The 14,124-nt window shown below is 65.2% G+C and carries 15 protein-coding genes; 7 read left to right on the top strand and 8 right to left on the bottom strand.

Features of this window, described 5'->3' with window-relative positions:
* Positions 1-33 precede the first annotated feature (33 nt).
* The 3 genes from ACFSCT_RS13045 to ACFSCT_RS13035 form a co-directional block, all read right to left on the bottom strand.
* Positions 34-555 (bottom strand): GNAT family N-acetyltransferase, encoded by a 522-nt coding sequence (locus tag ACFSCT_RS13045; RefSeq protein WP_379143388.1) that lies wholly within the window; start codon positions 553-555, stop codon positions 34-36.
* 7 nt (positions 556-562) lie between these two features.
* The gene (ffh, locus tag ACFSCT_RS13040; protein WP_379143387.1) at positions 563-2,062 is read right to left on the bottom strand and encodes a signal recognition particle protein; all 1,500 of its coding nucleotides are present in this window, start codon (positions 2,060-2,062) and stop codon (positions 563-565) included.
* A gap of 202 nt (positions 2,063-2,264) precedes the next feature.
* Positions 2,265-2,852: an FMN-dependent NADH-azoreductase gene (locus ACFSCT_RS13035; protein WP_379143386.1), complete on the bottom strand. Its 588-nt coding sequence runs from the start codon at positions 2,850-2,852 to the stop codon at positions 2,265-2,267.
* A 109-nt stretch (positions 2,853-2,961) separates the two neighbouring features.
* Here ACFSCT_RS13035 and ACFSCT_RS13030 point away from each other — a divergent pair, with 109 nt between their 5' ends.
* Both ACFSCT_RS13030 and ACFSCT_RS13025 read left to right on the top strand, forming a co-directional pair.
* Positions 2,962-3,801 (top strand): LysR family transcriptional regulator, encoded by an 840-nt coding sequence (locus ACFSCT_RS13030; RefSeq protein ID WP_379143384.1) that lies wholly within the window; start codon positions 2,962-2,964, stop codon positions 3,799-3,801.
* Between the two features lie 56 nt (positions 3,802-3,857).
* Positions 3,858-4,430, top strand: coding sequence for a peroxidase-related enzyme (locus ACFSCT_RS13025; protein WP_379143382.1), 573 nt, complete (start codon positions 3,858-3,860; stop codon positions 4,428-4,430).
* Here the strand turns inward: ACFSCT_RS13025 and ACFSCT_RS13020 are convergent.
* Entirely contained in the window at positions 4,427-5,212 is a 786-nt protein-coding gene (locus ACFSCT_RS13020) for an aldolase/citrate lyase family protein (RefSeq protein ID WP_379143381.1), read from the bottom strand. The genes ACFSCT_RS13025 and ACFSCT_RS13020 overlap by 4 nt on opposite strands.
* A 213-nt stretch (positions 5,213-5,425) precedes the next feature.
* Between ACFSCT_RS13020 and ccrA the strand changes: the two genes are divergently transcribed.
* Positions 5,426-6,712, top strand: a complete 1,287-nt coding sequence (gene ccrA / locus ACFSCT_RS13015; protein ID WP_379143379.1) for a crotonyl-CoA carboxylase/reductase — start codon at positions 5,426-5,428, stop codon at positions 6,710-6,712.
* Between the two features lie 27 nt (positions 6,713-6,739).
* Here the strand turns inward: ccrA and ACFSCT_RS13010 are convergent, their stop codons facing one another.
* On the bottom strand, positions 6,740-7,543 hold the full coding sequence (locus tag ACFSCT_RS13010) for a M48 family metallopeptidase (protein ID WP_379143377.1): 804 nt from the start codon (positions 7,541-7,543) through the stop codon (positions 6,740-6,742).
* 195 nt (positions 7,544-7,738) lie between these two features.
* Here ACFSCT_RS13010 and ACFSCT_RS13005 point away from each other — a divergent pair, with 195 nt between their 5' ends.
* Positions 7,739-9,277 (top strand): ATP-dependent DNA helicase, encoded by a 1,539-nt coding sequence (locus ACFSCT_RS13005; protein ID WP_379143375.1) that lies wholly within the window; start codon positions 7,739-7,741, stop codon positions 9,275-9,277.
* A gap of 21 nt (positions 9,278-9,298) precedes the next feature.
* On the opposite strand, the gene ACFSCT_RS13000 is transcribed toward ACFSCT_RS13005, so the two are convergent.
* Positions 9,299-10,096 carry an EcsC family protein gene (locus ACFSCT_RS13000; protein WP_379143374.1) on the bottom strand — a complete coding sequence of 266 codons (798 nt, stop codon included), beginning with the start codon at positions 10,094-10,096 and terminating at the stop codon, positions 9,299-9,301.
* Positions 10,093-10,677 carry a GNAT family N-acetyltransferase gene (locus tag ACFSCT_RS12995; protein WP_379143373.1) on the bottom strand — a complete coding sequence of 195 codons (585 nt, stop codon included), beginning with the start codon at positions 10,675-10,677 and terminating at the stop codon, positions 10,093-10,095. Before ACFSCT_RS12995 ends, ACFSCT_RS13000 begins: the two co-directional genes overlap by 4 nt.
* Positions 10,678-10,775: 98 nt before the next feature.
* On the opposite strand from ACFSCT_RS12995, the gene ACFSCT_RS12990 reads away from it, so the two are divergent.
* The 3 genes from ACFSCT_RS12990 (at position 10,776) to ACFSCT_RS12980 (ending at position 12,673) form a co-directional block, all read left to right on the top strand.
* The gene (locus tag ACFSCT_RS12990; protein ID WP_379143372.1) at positions 10,776-11,372 is read left to right on the top strand and encodes a flavin reductase family protein; all 597 of its coding nucleotides are present in this window, start codon (positions 10,776-10,778) and stop codon (positions 11,370-11,372) included.
* Entirely contained in the window at positions 11,369-11,905 is a 537-nt protein-coding gene (locus ACFSCT_RS12985; protein WP_379143370.1) for an adenine phosphoribosyltransferase, read from the top strand. The genes ACFSCT_RS12990 and ACFSCT_RS12985 overlap by 4 nt, the downstream gene beginning before the upstream one ends.
* Before the next feature lie 90 nt (positions 11,906-11,995).
* The gene (locus tag ACFSCT_RS12980) at positions 11,996-12,673 is read left to right on the top strand and encodes a DUF2270 domain-containing protein (protein ID WP_379143369.1); all 678 of its coding nucleotides are present in this window, start codon (positions 11,996-11,998) and stop codon (positions 12,671-12,673) included.
* A 42-nt stretch (positions 12,674-12,715) separates the two neighbouring features.
* On the opposite strand, the gene ACFSCT_RS12975 is transcribed toward ACFSCT_RS12980, so the two are convergent.
* Complete coding sequence (locus ACFSCT_RS12975; protein WP_379144374.1) at positions 12,716-14,113, bottom strand: FAD-binding oxidoreductase; 1,398 nt, start codon at positions 14,111-14,113, stop codon at positions 12,716-12,718.
* Between the last annotated feature and the right edge of the window lie 11 nt (positions 14,114-14,124).

Below are 14,124 nucleotides of genomic sequence, written 5' to 3'. Positions count from 1 at the left end.
CCGAGGATATTTGGACAAGAAAGAACGAGGGCGTCATGCGATCACCTTCGGATGGCGGAAGATGATCGCGGACTCGCCCCGGATGGTGGTTTCGGATTCGGGCGTGGCGCCGAGGCGGCGGGCGAGATTGGCCGAGGCGGTATTGTCGTGGTCGACCAGCGAGATCAACGGGCCGAAGCCCATTTCGGCGTAGGCGTGGTTGCGGGCGGCAATGGCGGCCTCATAGGCGAGGCCTTTGCCTTCGAAACCGTCGTAGAGATGCCAGCCGAGTTCGGGTTCAGGCCAGTCCAGATGATAGCCAATGCCGACGCGGCCTGCGGTTTTGCCGCTGGCCTTGTCTTCAAGCACCCACCAGCCGAAGCCGCGCGCGATCCAATGGCCCATCACGATCAGCAGCGCGTTCCATGATTCCCACGGCTGCATGGGGCCGCCGACAAATTTCGCGCGATCGGACTGGCCGAATGCCACGAAGGCATCCAGATCCGACAAGCGCGGCCCGCGCAGGATCAGCCGCGCTGTCTCGATCACCGGAACTGTGACGCCAAGTTCGGACATGAAAGGGTTACTTCTTCTTTCCGAACAGACCCGACAGGCCGCCGGGCAGGCCCATGCCGCCAAGCTGGCCGCCCAGGCCGCGCGGGTCTTGCAGCATTTTCGTCGCCTCGGCCATCTTGGCGGGATCGACATCGGCCATGTCCGGCAGCCCGCCGCCCTTGCCCTGCATGGCGCGCATCGCCTGTTTCAGCATCGCGCCCTTGCCCATCTTGCCGAGCTTTTTCATCGTGTCGGCCATCTGCTTCTGCATCTTCAGAAGCCGGTTCAGTTCCGCCACGTCCAGCCCCGCCCCGGCCGCGATCCGCTTTTTGCGGCTGGCTTGCAGCAGGTCGGGGTTGGCGCGTTCCTTCTTGGTCATCGAGTTGATCAGCGCGACCTGATGGCCGATGGCCTTGTCGTCCAGCCCCGCCGCCTTGGCCTGTTTGGCCATTTTGTTCATGCCGGGCATCATGCCCATGATGGACTGCATCCCGCCCATCTTCTGCATCTGCTCAAGCTGGTTCTTGAGGTCGTTCATGTTGAACAGCCCCTTCTGGAACCGCTTCATCATGCGCTCGGCCTGCTCGACCTCCAGCACCTCCTGCGCCTTCTCGACCAGCGCCACGATGTCGCCCATGCCGAGGATGCGGCCGGCGATTCGCTGGGCGTCGAAGGTCTCGATCGCGTCCATCTTTTCGCCAAGGCCGACGAAGCGGATCGGCTTGCCGGTGACCGCGCGCATCGACAGTGCCGCACCACCGCGCCCGTCGCCGTCCATCCGGGTCAGCACCACGCCCGAAATGCCGACCTTGCCGTCGAATTCGGTGGCGACGTTGACCGCATCCTGACCGGTCAGCCCGTCGACGACCAGCAGGGTTTCGCGCGGGTTGGCGACGTCGCGGACCGCCTGCACCTCGTCCATCAGCACTTCGTCGATATGGAGGCGCCCGGCGGTGTCGAGCATATAGACGTCATAGCCGCCCAGCGTCGCCTGCTGCTTGGCGCGTTTGGCGATCTGGACGGCGGTTTCGCCCTTGACGATCGGCAGGGTATCGACGCCGACCTGCTGGCCAAGAATAGCCAACTGTTCCATCGCGGCCGGGCGGTTGGTGTCAAGCGACGCCATCAGCACCCGCTTTTTCTCGCGGTCCTTCAGACGCTTGGCCAGTTTCGCGGTGGTCGTGGTCTTGCCCGAGCCCTGAAGCCCGACCATCAGGATCGGCGCGGGCGGGTTGTCGATGCGAAGCACGTCGGGCTCGCCCTCGCCCTGAAGAACCTTGATCAGCTCGTCATGAACGATCTTGACCACCTGCTGGCCGGGCGTGATCGACTTGGTGACCGCGGCCCCGGTGGCCTTCTGGGTGACTTTCTTGACGAATTCGCGGGCCACCGGCAGCGAGACATCCGCCTCGAGCAGCGCCACCCGCACCTCGCGCATCGCGGCGGTGACATCGTCTTCGGAAAGCGCACCCTGCTTGGTCAGCCGGTCAAAGACGCCGCCAAGCCGGTCGGATAGGTTCTCAAACATCGGCGGCCCTCCATCAGACCAAAGCAACAACGCCCCCGTGGGCGCGACGCGCTGACGGGGGGCGATCCCCAGCCGCGCCGGGGACCGGAAGGCGCACCTTCCGGGGATTCAGGGCACCAGATAGGCAAAAACGGCCCCCGAGTCAACGAAGGCCGTCCGGTAAGGAAATTTGCCCGCTCAGGTTGCCCGTCAGCTTGCCCGTTCAGGCGGCGAGCAGTTCCAGCGCGTCCTGCGCGCGGGCAAGCCCCGCGTCACGGTCGAAGGCCAGCCGGTCGGCGGCGACGAATTCGACATTGGTGATGCCGAAGAACCCAAGCATATGGCGCAGGTAGCCCGAGGCGAAGTCAAGGTCGGACCCAAGCGGCGTGCCGGCGGCGGAATAGGCGATGATGGCGCGCTTGCCTTTCAGCAGGCCTTCGGGGCCGGCCTCGGTATAGCGGAAGGACAGGCCCGCGCGCGCGATCTGGTCCAGCCAGTTCTTCAGTTGGGCCGGGATGGCGAAGTTATAGATCGGCGAGCCGATTACCAGAACATCGGCATCCTGCACCTCTTTCAGATAGGCGTTCGACACGTCGATCAGCTTTTGCTGGTCGGGCGTCGGATTGGTGGGGGCAAGACGGACCGCCTGAAACCACTCGGTGTCGATGGCCGGCACGCCCTGGTTCAGGTCGCGATAGGTCACCTCGGCGTTGGAATTGGCGAGTTTCAGCTTGGCCACGATGTCCGAGGTCAGCTTGCGCGACACCGAGTTTTCGGCGGTGATGGCGCTGTCGATTTGCAGAATTTTCATCGGGGTACTTTCTACGGTGCATAGTGGTGTTTGATGGTTAGATAGATGATTGCATAATCGAACGAAATAGCGATAATCGCGGAGGGTTTGTGCGTTTTTGAACATTTCCATGGGACATTGGGACGATATCCGCACCGCCCTTGCCGTGGCGCGCGCCGGCACCGTCAGCGGTGCGGCGCTGACGCTTGGCATCCACCACGCCACGGTGATCCGCCACATCGACACGTTGGAGGAGCGGCTGGGCACGCGGTTGTTCCTGCGTCACGCCCGCGGCTATGTGCTGACCGAGGCCGGCCAGATCCTAAGCGACATGGCCGGCGGCGCCGAGGAGCGGTTGGACCAGATGACCGCCCAGATCGCCGGCACCGGCAACCGGATCGAGGGCAGCCTGATCATCACCTCATTGCCCGGGTTAAGCGGTTTGGTGACGCAGAAGCTGATCGGGCTGATGCGCGCCCATCCCGGCTTGCGGGTTCGGTATGAAACCGATGTACGCCTGTTTCGCCTTGGCGCGGGCGAGGCGCATATCGCGATTCGCGCCGGCGCCAAGCCGATAGAGCCCGATTACGTGGTCCAGCCGCTGACGGTCCAGCGCAGCACCGTGCACGGTACGGCCGAATATCTGGCGGCGCATGGTCCGCTGACCGACCCGGCGCGCCATCTTTGGGTCGTGCCCGGCGACGAGGCGCAGGGGGCACCGCTGATGCGCTGGCTGAACGCGCGGATCTCGGCCGGCAACCGGGTGCTGGTCAGCAACGATTCCAATCTTCGTCTGGCGGCGATCCGGGCCGGCTTGGGCATCGGACCCGTGTCGCCCCAGCGGACCGAGGGGCTTGTCGAGATGCTGGACCTGCCCGAACTCGCCTCGGCCCTGTGGCTGGTGACCCATGTCGATCTGCACCGCACGCCCAAGGTTCAGGCCGCGCTTGCGGCATTAAAGGCCGATTGACCCTTTTGCCCGGTCCCGCCTTGCCGCAAGGTGGTCCCCAGCCGATGGAGACTCAGATGACAGAACATCCGATCAGCAGCTTTCCCGTGCCCGATCTGGCCAACCTGCCGGACGACATCCGCGCGGCGATCGAGAAGGTCGCCGAAAAATCCGGCTTCGTGCCGAACGTGTTTCTGGCGCTGGCGCATCGCCCGGCCGAGTTCCGCGCGTTCTTCGCCTATCACGACGCGCTGATGGACAAGGACGAGGGGCTTAGCAAGGCCGAGCGCGAGATGATCGTGGTCGCGACCTCGGGGGTGAACCGCTGTCAGTATTGCGTGGTCGCCCATGGCGCGATCCTGCGCATCCGCGCGAAAAACCCGCTGATCGCGGATCAGGTGGCGGTGAACTGGCGCAAGGCCGATCTGAGCCCGCGCCAATATGCGATGCTCGGCTATGCCGAAAAGGTCGCGTTGCAGGCCGACCGCATCACCGCCGCCGACCGCGAGGCGCTGACGGCGGCCGGGTTCTCGCAGGATGAAATCTGGGACATCGGCGCGATCGCGGCGTTTTTCGGCATGTCGAACCGGCTTGTCAACGCCGGCGATATCCGCCCGAACGACGAATTCTATATGCTGGGCCGCAGCTAGGTCTGATCGGCCAGATTGTCGCGCGACTGCTGGGCCGCCTGCCGGATCGCTTGGGCATAAAGCGTGACGTCGATGGTGGTCGCGACAAAGCGCGCGCCCGCCCGGCGGCAGGTTGCGGCGAATGCAGGGTCGGTGGTCAGGATGCCGGGCGCCTTGCCCGCCGCCGCGATCCGCCCGAGCGCATCAAGGATCAGGTCATTCACCTCGGCCACGTCATAGCGGCCCAGATACCCCATGTCGGCGGCAAGATCGGCGGGGCCGACAAAGACCCCGTCCACGCGCCCGACACCCAGAATATCGTCAAGCGCGGCCAGACCCGCCCGGGTCTCGACCTGCACACCCAACCAGATCTGCGCATCCGCCGTGGCCAGATAATCGGGGATGCCGGAAAACCGCGACGACCGCGCCAGCGCCGCGCCGACCCCGCGCACACCGTTCGGGGGGTATTGCACGGCGCGCGCAAGGTCGCGGGCCTGTTCCGCGCTTTCGACCAGCGGGATCAGGATCGACTGCGCGCCTGCGTCCAGCACCTGCTTGATCATCCATGTCTCGCCCACCGGCAGGCGCACCACCGGATGGCTGTCCGAGGCCTGAATGACACGCACCTGCTCCATGATCGTGCGCAGATCGTTCGGCGCATGCTCTCCGTCCACCAGAAGCCAGTCGAAACCCGCCGTCGCGGTGATCTCGGCCAGATAGGGATCGGCCATCCCCACCCAGGATCCGATCTGAAGCTGGCCCCGCGACAGGGCGGATTTGAAACGGTTTTCTGCGGCGGGCATGGCGATCCTGTGGCACAAGGGAAAAGACCGGACGAGTGAACAGCCGCCACGCCACAGCGTCAAGGGCGGACGGAACGCGGCAATTGCCGCAGCGCAGCGGACACAATGTTGCGAATTGGTCGCTTGCACGGTTGCAATATTGCGCAGCGGGCTATATCACGCCTGCATCGTCGCCCTGCTTCTGCACTGCGGCAAAAGTAACCGGAGCGGTTCATGCAACTGGCCACCGATTTCGCCGACTATGATGCGCCGATCAGGGAGCTGTACCGGATCGGCGAGATGCCCCCCTTGGGCCATGTCCCGAAGCAGATGCACGCATGGACGATCCGCCGCGACCGGCACGGCACGCCCGACAAGGCCATGCAACTGGAAATCGTCGACGTGCCCGCCATCGACAGCCAAGAGGTGCTGGTTCTGGTGATGGCGGCGGGGGTCAATTACAACGGCATCTGGGCCGGGCTGGGCCAGCCGATCAGCCCGTTCGACGTGCACGGGGCCGATCATCACATCGCCGGCTCGGACGCCGCCGGCGTGGTCTGGGCGGTCGGCGACAAGGTGCGGCGCTGGAAGGTCGGGGATGAGGTCGTCATCCACTGCAATCAGGATGACGGCGATGACGAGGAATGCAACGGCGGCGACCCGATGTTCTCACCCAGCCAGCGGATCTGGGGCTATGAGACGCCGGACGGATCCTTCGCGCAGTTCACCCGTGTGCAGGCCCAGCAACTCATGCACCGCCCCAAACATCTGACTTGGGAGGAATCGGCCTGCTACACGCTGACGCTGGCCACCGCCTATCGCATGCTGTTCGGGCATGAACCGCATGAGCTGAAGCCCGGCCACAACGTGCTGGTCTGGGGCGCCTCGGGCGGGCTTGGTTCCTTCGCGATCCAGTTGATCAACACCGCCGGCGGCCATGCCATCGGCGTGATCAGCGACGAGGACAAGCGCGACTTTGTCCTTGGGCTGGGCGCCAAGGGGGTCATCAACCGCACCGATTTCGACTGCTGGGGCGCGCTGCCCCGGGTCAACAGCCCCGAATACCGGCAATGGTTCACCGAGGTGCGGCGCTTTGGTCAGGCGATCTGGGACATCACCGGCAAGGGCAATAACGTCGACATCGTGTTCGAACACCCCGGCGAGGCGACCTTTCCGGTCAGCACCTTCGTCTGCAAGAAAGGCGGCATGGTGGTGATCTGTGCCGGCACCAGCGGCTTCAACTGCACCTTCGACGCGCGCTATATGTGGATGCACCAGAAGCGGCTTCAGGGCAGTCATTTCGCCAACCTGAAACAGGCCTCGGCCGCGAATCGGCTGATGCTGGACCGGCGGCTCGACCCCTGCATGTCCGAGGTCTTTCCCTGGGCCGACATTCCGGCGGCGCATATGAAGATGCTGCGGAACGAGCATAAGCCGGGCAATATGGCGGTGCTGGTGCAAAGCCCGCGCACCGGACTGCGCACGGTCGAGGATGTGATCGACGCGGGTCCGCCCGGTTAGGACCGGACGCCTTGATACGCGCAGGCCTCAGAACATCTCGCCATGGACGGAAAAGCCCTTTTCCTCGATGTCGCGCAGCGCCTTGTAGCGTTTGATACCGACCGGATGGCTGGACATGGAATTGGCGGCGCGGATCATCCATTCGCGATGCTCGTCCTTCGCCTGTTCCAGCCACGCCGCCGGATCGACGCCATCGGCGAGCCACGGCCCGACCGACAACAGCCGCACCGCGGTGGCGTGGTTCGGGCAGACCGCCAGCGCCAGCCGGTCGGCGGAATATTCCTGCGCCCGTGTCGTCGCCAGACCGGGCAGCACCATAACGCCCGGAATGATGCCGATGACGGCGCGCCACAGGCTGACATGGCGCAGCTTGTGATGGGCCATTTCATGGGCAAGCACAAAGGCCACCACATCCGGCGCGGTCGGCAGCATCATGGCGATTTCGGCGTTCAGCACGATGTAGCGGTTGCGCCGGTTGCATTCCATCGCGAAGGCGTTGACCACGCCGTTACCGTTGGTGACGTACAGCCGCGGCAGGACCGGCATGTCCAGCCGCCGCCCCAGATCCTGATACAGCGCCCAAAGCTCGGGGAACTGCTTCGGCCCGACCCGGATCGCGCCGGCCTTTTCATTCGCGATGACGTAGAAACGATAGATATACATCGCGATCGGCGCGAGCAGTAACAGCGATACCGTGCTTGACCAGTCGCGCAGGTCGGCGGCGAGTTCCTCACCTAACAGCAGGTTCAGCTGGTCGCCCACGTCGATCATGAAGATCATCGTCGCCGCCATCAGCGCCAGCAACGTGATCACGACGGAAAGCCAGATCATCGGCATTTCCCAGCGGTGGCGATATCGGGTGAAACGATGCGGATCGCGGCTTTCGGAACACATGGCGAAACCCCATTAAAAGAAACACTTTTTCGCAAGAATAGCCGATGCCCGCTGACGCTGCCAGAGACCGCCCGTCATCGGGTCGCGCCGCATCCGCTTTTCTTCCCGACCCGCGCAGGCTAGACATCGGGAATGAGCTTGCCAGCCCTATCCCCCGATCAGGCCGAAGCCTGGGACGCATTGGCCGAGACCTTTGCCGTCGCCGGCATCGACCTGAATGCCGAAGAAATCCTGCCGCCCAAACCCGGAAAGGGTCGGGCGATGGCGGTGATCGGCAAGGCCGGTTCGGGCAAGACCATGCTTCTGGCCGGGATCACTCAGGCCCTGCGGGAAGCGGGTGTCGAGATCATCAGCGGCGATTACGAAGGCAAGCGCCGCAAGGACCGCCGGACCGTCGCCGTGCTGGCCCCCACCAACAAGGCGGCTTTCGTCCTGCGCATGCGCGGGGTGCCGGCGACCACGATCCACCGTATTCTTTATACGCCGGTCTACGACCCCGAATATGAACGCATCGCCGATTGGCTGACCGGCGCCGGCGACCGGCCCACGGTCGAAGGGCTGACCGATGCGGCGCTGGACCGGGCCAAGGCGTTTTACGATCAGCATGCCTCGATCCCCGGCGCGCTGGCCGCGGCGGGCCTGCGCGGGTCCGATTTCATCAAGGGCTGGAAAAGGCGCGAGGATGCGCTGGACATCGGGCTGATCGACGAGAGCTCGATGCTGGACGACCGCCAGTTCGAGGATTTGCGCGAAATATTCCCGACCCTGATCCTGTTCGGCGATCCCGCCCAGCTTGCCCCGGTCGGCCAGTCGGGCGAGATGGTTTTCGACAAGCTGGCCGCGCCCCAGCGGCTGATGCTGGACCGGATCCACCGTCAGGCCGGCGACAGTCCGATCCTCGATCTGGCCCATGCGCTGTCCGATCCGGCGCTCGAATTTGCCGATTTCGAACGGTTGGTGCGCGCGGCCGCCGACAAGGATCCCCGGGTGGTCTGGTCCGAACGGGTCGAAAGCGACCTGATGGCGCAATCGCCGGTGCTGGTCTGGCGCAATGTCACGCGGATCCGGCTGATCACCGCATTCCGGGCCGCCCATGGCGCGCCGGGCGACGCGCTTTTGCCGGGCGAGCCGCTGATCTGCGACGGGATCGAACTACCCGCCTCGCATCGCAAGCGCCGCATCGACCTTGAAGCGCGGGGACTGATCAAGGGCGCGCAGGTGATCTATCTGGGCCCCGGCAAGAAGCCCGGGTTTTCGCGGCTGCATGTCATCGGGGCCGAGGATCCGCGCCTGTCCGCCGCCTCGATCATCAAGATCGAGACCCCTGACGAGGAAGAACCCTTCATCCCCTATGCCGCCCGCATGGGCGCGGCTTTTCTGCATGGCGCGGCGGTGACCATTCACAAGGCGCAGGGGTCGCAATGGCCGGATGTGCAGGTTTTCGCGCCCGACCTGTCGGCCGCCGCATGGTCGGGCCGCAGTGAGGCGGGGATACCGCTGTGGAAGCGCCTTGCCTATGTGGCGATCACCCGGGCGCAGGAACGTCTGATCTGGGTGGTACGAAACCGTCTTGCCCGGCCAAGCGCGCCGCTTTCAACCGATTGGCTGCCGATGCCCGCCGCCGCGCCCCTGGCTCTGGAGCCCGAGCCGACGCCCGACGAAGCCCCCTGAAACCGGCGCGAAACCCGTGCCTCAGGCGCGCTTGACGGCGCGGGTGCGGTTCAGTTCCTCGATCCGCAGCCGCAGCGCCTCGGTCAGCGCTTCACGCGGAATGCCGGTTTCCTCGGCAAGCCGCATGATCCCGAAATGAACCCGCGCCAGTTCCTGATAATAGCGCGCGAAGGTGTAGTTGATCGAGGCCCCCGCAACCGCACCCAGCACCGGCGCAGCCTGCGCGGCCAGCTTCTGGCCCATCATCGCCGACAGGCGCGGCGCCACCTTGGCGATCAGCGATTGCAGCGTCTGGCCGGTCACCGACAGCCGCGCGGCCAAGAGACCAAGGTCGGTGCCGTCATCTTCCTCGCCCGGACCGGCAGAGGCGAAGATACGCAGCGATTCGCGGCGCACCTCGTCCGATTTGGGGTCGAGCCCGTGTTCTTCGGCGATGCCCAGCACGGCGCGCAGCAACAGCGTCACCGTGACCGGCAGGTCGATCATCGCGCCCGGCAGACCCGCGACACCGCCCGCCGCACCCGTCGCGGTCGAGATCAGGCGGTTGAACCAGTCGCCCCGGTCGCGCATCAACCCGCGGCTGGCCTCGGCGGCGTCAAAGGCCCGGTTCAGCGCCGCGTTGACGATACGGTCCAGACGCTCGCGCACGAACAGCGGCAGCCGCTCGATCAGCGATTCGGCGCTACCGCCGACGGTGGCCATGATTTCCATCAACAGCCCCCCCGCCGCCTTGTAGCGCCGCGCGAGTCGGTCGATTTCGGCATGCACGGTCGGATCGTTGATCGGTGGCAACACGATCTGGGTTTGACGCGCGCTCATCCATGTATTCCTTTCAAAGGCGCCTCGATTTCGACGCATTCGGCATGCATATGGGGATCGTTGTTGATTTCCGCCAGACCGGCCAAGGTCTCGGGCGAGGTTTCGCGGCAGACCTCGCCGGTCACGCCCAGCCACGCCCCCGCTTGCAGTTCCAGCCCCAGAACCCGGTCGGGATTGGTCGGGGGCGGCATTTCCACATCGTCCAGACGCGCGAAACCAAAGCGGCTGTAATAGGGCGCGTCACCGACCAGCATGACCCTCGCCCAGCCCATGCCGATCGCGCGATCCAGGCTTTCGCGCATCAGAAGCGCCCCCAGCCCCTCGCCCTGCGCGGTCGGGTGCACGGCGACCGGCCCCAGCAGCAGAACCGGCCGGCCGCCGACCCGCACCGGCCAATAGCGGATCGCGGCGGTCAGCGTGCCCTCGCCATTGCGCAGGCACAGGCACAGCTCTCCGACCGGGGGCACGCCATCGCGCAGCCGATAGGACGACAGCGCCGTGCGCCCCGGTGCGAAGCACAAATCCATCAACGCCTCGACCTCGTGCCAATCCCGCGGCTCTTCAGGGCAAAGCTGATACATTCACGACCTTTCGCTTTTCATTCCAGCGGCCTACCATGCCGGTCGGTACCGGGGAACGACAGAACGTCCGGGCGCCACGATGGTTGCAGAGGGATGCCATGTTCTATCGACCCGAAAACGGCCATGGATTGGCCCATAATCCATTCAACGCAATAATCGCCCCCCGGCCGATCGGCTGGATATCGACCCGCGGCCGGCTTGGCGACAATCTTGCGCCCTACTCGTTTTTTAACGCCACCGCCTATGTCCCGCCACAGGTGATGTTCGCGTCGACCAACGCCAAGCCGGACCGGCCGGGCACCAAGGACAGCGTGGCGCAAATATCTGAAAGCAACGTGTTTTGCGTCAATATCGCCGGCGGCGCGATGAAGGACGTGATGAATGCCAGCTCGGCCGCGCTGCCGGCGGGGGTGAACGAATTCGAGGTCGCGGGCCTGCGCGCCATCCCGTGCGAAACCATCGACTGCCCCCGGGTCGAAGGCGCGGCTGCCGCGCTTGAATGCCGGGCGACGCGCATCATACGCCTTGCCGGTGCGGCGAATTACATGGTCCTGGGCGTCGTCAGCGGCATTCATCTGCGCGACGATCTGGTGCGGGACGGCATGTTCGACCTGCGCCCCGAGGGCTGGCTGGCCCGGATGGGCTATAAGGACTATGCCATCGTCACCGACCTGTTCCAGATGGAGCGACCATGAAGAAGAAAACCGTCAAGGATTACATCCGCACCATCCCGGATTTCCCGAAACCCGGCATCCTGTTTCGCGATGTAACCACGCTTTTCGGCGATGCGCGCGGGTTTCGCATGTGCGTGGACCAGCTTCTGCATCCCTATGCCGGGGAAGAGATCGACAAGGTCGTCGGGCTCGAGGCGCGCGGTTTCATCCTTGGGGGCGCGGTTGCCCATCAACTGACCACCGGCTTCGTCCCGATCCGCAAAAAAGGCAAACTGCCCGGCCGCACCATCGAGCAGACCTATGCGCTGGAATACGGCGAGGCGGTGATGGAGATCCATGACGATGCCCTGAAACCGGGCGAGCGGGTGCTGATCGTCGATGATCTGCTGGCCACCGGGGGCACCGCGCTGGCCGGAATCCGGCTGTGCGAAAGGCTGGGCGCGCAGGTGGTCGGCTGCGCTTTCGTCATCGACCTGCCCGACCTTGGCGGCCGCAAGCTGCTGGAAGACGCGGGTCACGAGGTGCATGTGCTATGCGCCTTTGAAGGGGATTAGGCGACCGCGCCAAGCACCGGAATATCTTCGCGAAACTTGCGCAAGGCCCATCAAGGGGGCAAGCTGGTCCGAGGGGTGGGAGGAAACCCGATGGACAAGCTGTTGGGGAATGGGCGCAAAAAGCTTGATCCGGCAGAAATGGGCGTGATCGCCCATCTTTACCGGGCCGAGGTCTATCGCTCGACCATCTGGCGCACGCGGCTTGACACGACCACGAACTGGTCGGTGGTGACCTTGGGCGTCGCCCTGTCGATCACCTTTTCCTCACCTCAGGCCTCGCCCCTCCCGCTTGTCCTTGTCGGGATCCTGATCGTTTTCTTCCTGATGCTGGAAGCCCGGCGGTATCGGTATTTCAATGTCTGGCGGGCGCGCTGCCGCTGGCTGGAGCTGCATTTCGTCGCCCCGATGCTGCGCGAAGGCGACCTGCATCTGGAAGAGCATTGGCAGGACCGGCTGGCCAATGATTACCTGCATCCGCGGTATCACGTCGACATGTGGACCGCAATCGGGCGACGTATCCGGCGCAATTATTTCTGGATCCTGCTGATACAGACGGCCGCCTATATCGGCAAACTCATGGTGCACCCCACCGCCGCGACGACACTCGGGGAACTGTTTGACCGCGCCGCCATCGGTCCAATTCCGGGCTGGTTCGTGCTGTTGCTCGGCGCGCTTTACTGTCTTGGCTGGGGCATCATCGCGATCTGGAGCGCGCGGTCGGACGCCGCCCGGGCCAAAACCCGGCGCGATTCGCTGGGGATGGGTTAGGCCCGGGGATGGATCAAGCCGGGGCGCGCCGCCCGAGCCGATTCAGGCCAGCACCGCGCCCGGGTTCATGATGCCGAAAGGATCGAGCGCGGATTTGATCGCGCGCATCGCCGCCAGCCGGCCCGGGTCGCCCCAACGTTCCAGCTCCGCGACTTTCAGACGGCCGATACCGTGTTCGGCCGAGAACGAGCCGCCACGCGCCATCACCAGATCATAGACCGCATCGGAAAGCCGGCCGCGCTGATCGTCATAGGCATCCCGGCTTTTGCCCTTGGCGGGGAACAGGTTGTAATGCAGGTTGCCGTCGCCCAGATGGCCGAAGCAGTTGATCCGCACATCGGCCATGCCGGCCAGCATCGCGTCGGCATCGGTGATGAACCGGGCAAGCTCATCCAGCGGCAAGGATATGTCATGGCTCGCGACCGCGCCGACAAGCCGGTTGCCGTCCGGGATCCGCTCGCGCAGGTCCCAAAGCGCCTGCGACTGGGCAAGTGAGCCTGCGATGACGCCGTCGCTGACCAGATCCTTGTCGGCGGCGGCGGCGAAAAGCCCCTCGAGCGCGTCCGAGGGGTTCAGCCCCGAAGGCAGGCCGATTTCGATCAGCACCGACCATCTGGGCGGCTCGGACCACGGCTGACGCAGATCGGGGAAATGCTCGGCCACAAAGCCGAGGCCCTGCCCGCTGATCAACTCGAATGCCGAGATGCAGCCGGCCATGCGCTCGCCCGCCAAGGCCAGCAGATCAAGCGCGGCGGCCGGGCTGTCGACCACCAGCATCGCCACCCCGACGCCCGCGGGCTGGGCCACCATGCGCAGGCTGGCGGCGGTGATGATGCCGAGCGTGCCCTCGGCGCCGATCAGCAGATCACGCAGGTCATAGCCGGTGTTGTCTTTGCGCAACCGCTTGAGATCGCGCAGGATGCTGCCGTCGGGCAGAACCGCCTCGATGCCCAGACATTGCGCGCGCGCATTGCCGTAACGCAGCACGTTTACGCCGCCCGCGTTGGTGCCGAGTATGCCGCCAACCTGCGCCGATCCCTGCGAGGCCAGAGACAGCGGGAACATCCGCCCGGCCTTGGCCGCCGCGTCATGCACCGATTGCAGCGTCGCCCCGGCTTCGGCCACCAGCGAATCCTCGGTCGGGCGCAGGTTGCGGATCGCGGTCATCCGCTCAAGCGACAGGATCAGGGGTGCGGGGCCGTCCCACATCACCTGACCGCCGACCAGCCCGGTACCGCCCCCGCGCGGGACCACCGGCACCCGCGCCTCGGCGCAGGCACGGACGATCGCGGCGGTCTCATCCAGATCACGCGGCGCCGCGATCAGCCCCGCCTTGCCGTGCAGCCGCCCGCGCGGCTCTTCCAGATAGGCCTCGGTCACCGGCCGCAGCACGCCTTGCGGCAGGCGCGCACCAAAGGCTTCATCGGCGGGGTTCAGCATCACGGACGGTC

The sequence above is a fragment of the Paracoccus pacificus genome (assembly GCF_042680785.1).
Classification (GTDB): domain Bacteria; phylum Pseudomonadota; class Alphaproteobacteria; order Rhodobacterales; family Rhodobacteraceae; genus Paracoccus; species Paracoccus pacificus.
The sequence above is the reverse complement of the archived record's forward strand: the minus strand, read 5'-3'. Positions and strand labels throughout refer to the sequence as shown.

Excerpts from the sequence above, each read along its gene's own strand:
- ACFSCT_RS12990 (WP_379143372.1), top strand. The coding sequence starts at position 10,776 with ATGTTCTATCGACCCGAAAACGGCCATGGATTGGCCCATAATCCATTC.
- ACFSCT_RS13010 (WP_379143377.1), bottom strand. The coding sequence starts at position 7,543 with ATGATCTGGCTTTCCGTCGTGATCACGTTGCTGGCGCTGATGGCGGCG.
- ACFSCT_RS13000 (WP_379143374.1), bottom strand. The coding sequence starts at position 10,096 with ATGAGCGCGCGTCAAACCCAGATCGTGTTGCCACCGATCAACGATCCG.
- ccrA (WP_379143379.1), top strand. The coding sequence starts at position 5,426 with ATGCAACTGGCCACCGATTTCGCCGACTATGATGCGCCGATCAGGGAG.
- ACFSCT_RS12995 (WP_379143373.1), bottom strand. The coding sequence starts at position 10,677 with ATGTATCAGCTTTGCCCTGAAGAGCCGCGGGATTGGCACGAGGTCGAG.
- ACFSCT_RS13020 (WP_379143381.1), bottom strand. The coding sequence starts at position 5,212 with ATGCCCGCCGCAGAAAACCGTTTCAAATCCGCCCTGTCGCGGGGCCAG.
- ACFSCT_RS13035 (WP_379143386.1), bottom strand. The coding sequence starts at position 2,852 with ATGAAAATTCTGCAAATCGACAGCGCCATCACCGCCGAAAACTCGGTG.
- ACFSCT_RS12975 (WP_379144374.1), bottom strand. The coding sequence starts at position 14,113 with ATGCTGAACCCCGCCGATGAAGCCTTTGGTGCGCGCCTGCCGCAAGGC.
- ACFSCT_RS13045 (WP_379143388.1), bottom strand. The coding sequence starts at position 555 with ATGTCCGAACTTGGCGTCACAGTTCCGGTGATCGAGACAGCGCGGCTG.
- ACFSCT_RS12980 (WP_379143369.1), top strand. The coding sequence starts at position 11,996 with ATGGACAAGCTGTTGGGGAATGGGCGCAAAAAGCTTGATCCGGCAGAA.
- ACFSCT_RS13005 (WP_379143375.1), top strand. The coding sequence starts at position 7,739 with ATGAGCTTGCCAGCCCTATCCCCCGATCAGGCCGAAGCCTGGGACGCA.
- ACFSCT_RS13030 (WP_379143384.1), top strand. The coding sequence starts at position 2,962 with ATGGGACATTGGGACGATATCCGCACCGCCCTTGCCGTGGCGCGCGCC.
- ffh (WP_379143387.1), bottom strand. The coding sequence starts at position 2,062 with ATGTTTGAGAACCTATCCGACCGGCTTGGCGGCGTCTTTGACCGGCTG.
- ACFSCT_RS13025 (WP_379143382.1), top strand. The coding sequence starts at position 3,858 with ATGACAGAACATCCGATCAGCAGCTTTCCCGTGCCCGATCTGGCCAAC.
- ACFSCT_RS12985 (WP_379143370.1), top strand. The coding sequence starts at position 11,369 with ATGAAGAAGAAAACCGTCAAGGATTACATCCGCACCATCCCGGATTTC.